Source organism: Streptomyces sp. NPDC051173, assembly GCF_040689515.1.
Taxonomy (GTDB): Bacteria; Actinomycetota; Actinomycetes; order Streptomycetales; family Streptomycetaceae; genus Streptomyces.
This window is the reverse complement of sequence record NZ_JBFBBD010000167.1, coordinates 1-1,803: the sequence shown is the minus strand read 5'-3', so window position 1 is coordinate 1,803 and position 1,803 is coordinate 1. Positions and strand designations below refer to the sequence as shown.

The following is a 1,803-nucleotide window of genomic DNA, read 5'->3' as shown; positions in this document are numbered from 1 at the left end:
ACCACCGGCATCGACCTCGCACCTGCCGTCGTCGCGTGGCGCCAAGCCATCGGCGAGAGTGTGGATCCGAATGGCCGGCATCGGCGCCAGGCTGCCGCTGCCGCAGTCCTGGGGACTCTGGCCGCCCGGCCGTGGAAGCGCACCCGCGCGGCCATCGCCCTCGCGGCGAAGCGTGCCCACCGGGCGGGCTGGGCCGCCGGACACGCCCTCGTCACCCGCGACCACACCGACGACAGCAGTTACGACGACCAGCCCGACGATCCTTACACCGTCGGATCGCCGGACATGACGGACAGTACAGCCGACGGGACCGCGGTAACGGTCCTGACCGCCGCCCTGACCGCCACCGCCACCCGGGCCGGGCGGGCCATGGCCGGCAGCACCGATGACCCGGAGCAAGGCGCCGGGGACGCCATCGACGCGGGTCTCGATCTGGCGCTCGCTGCGGATATGGCCGTGTCCGCCGCCTACGGGGCGGGACTGCTGTCCGCCTACCTCGGCGCCGGCACGAGTGGTGTGATGTGGCTGACCGCGGGAGACGAGCGGGTGTGTGAGCGCTGCTTCGCCGCGGAGGCGGGCAGCCCCTACAGCCTGCTCGGCGCCCCCGAACTGCCGCAGCATCCGCGCTGCCGCTGTGTCCTTGCCCCTGCCTGACCTGGAGGTCCGCCACGATGCCCACGAATCCGGTGTTCACCCCGGTCGACAACAGCGGGAACGTGATCGGCGCGTCGGGCAGTCCGACGTCGGTCACGGTGTCCAACACACCAGCGGTGACCGTCTCTAACACGCCGGCCGTCACGGTTTCTGGCACGCCAACGGTGACTGTCACTGGTACACCGGGCGTGAACGTGGCCAACTCGCCGACCGTCTTCACGGTGGTTCAGCCCCCGGTCGGCCTTTACTCGGAGTCCGTCACGTCACGGACCGCCAACGGGAACACCACCACGCAGACATGGACGAATAACGTCGCGACGGCGATTGTCGGCATCAACGTCACCGCGTTCACGGGCGGCACCAACGTGGTCGTCGGCCTCCAGCAGCAGGACGCCAACGGAATTTGGCAGACGCTCGGGTCCTCGGCTGCGATCACCGCTGCCACAACGGCGACCTTCTCCGTCGGGCAGGGCATGGCCACCGGCGCCGTGCTGGTCTCCGGGGGGTCCTACCGGCTCGCCTGGACTGTGACCGGTACGTTCTCCGCGCTCACCTTCCAGCTTTCCGTGCAGGGCAGGTGAGGCCGGGTGTACGAGATCCCGCCGAAGCGACGGCCGGTCCGCGGCGCGGTGACCCGCCGGGACGTCGAAGCAGCGGAAGCCCAGGCCAGCTTCCGCACCTCCCTCATCGACGCCATCGAGACCGATCCCGGCGTGCGAGCCGCACTCCTACGCCTGCTCACCAGCACCCGGCGGCAGCCACGGCCCACCACGACCGTGCCGGTACGCAAAGGGAGGGGGCGGCAGCAGTGACGACGCGGATTGCCACCGTCTCCGGCACGATGCTCACCCCCGGCGTTTCCCGCAACCGGCGGCTGTACTCCAGGGACCTGATCGCGAAGGCCGCGGCACGCATGTCCGAGCGGATCGCCGACCCCAGCGGCCTGCCCATCGTCATGCGCACCCACCACGACGCGGGCGACGACTCCCGGCTCATCGTCGGCCGCCTCACCAGCGTGAAGGTCGGCGAAGACGGGTCCGCGTCCTACTCGGCCGACCTGTACGACACCGTGCCCGGCCGGGACATCGCCGCCCTGGTGACCGGCACCGAGCCGGCGCTGCGGTCGGTGTCGATCCACGGCTACTGGCT

At 70.8% G+C, this 1,803-nt stretch carries 4 protein-coding genes; all 4 read left to right on the top strand.

The annotated features are described in order from the left end of the window. A partial coding sequence (locus AB0435_RS34100) for a hypothetical protein (protein WP_366428730.1) occupies positions 1-654 on the top strand: 654 nt, incomplete at its 5' end. 17 nt (positions 655-671) lie between these two features. After that, the gene (locus tag AB0435_RS34095) at positions 672-1,235 is read left to right on the top strand and encodes a hypothetical protein (protein WP_366428729.1); all 564 of its coding nucleotides are present in this window, start codon (positions 672-674) and stop codon (positions 1,233-1,235) included. A gap of 6 nt (positions 1,236-1,241) precedes the next feature. After that, the gene (locus tag AB0435_RS34090) at positions 1,242-1,466 is read left to right on the top strand and encodes a hypothetical protein (RefSeq protein ID WP_366428728.1); all 225 of its coding nucleotides are present in this window, start codon (positions 1,242-1,244) and stop codon (positions 1,464-1,466) included. Further along, positions 1,463-1,803, top strand: a 341-nt coding sequence (locus tag AB0435_RS34085; RefSeq protein ID WP_366428727.1) for a hypothetical protein, incomplete at its 3' end; no start/stop codon positions are given. The genes AB0435_RS34090 and AB0435_RS34085, both read left to right, overlap by 4 nt.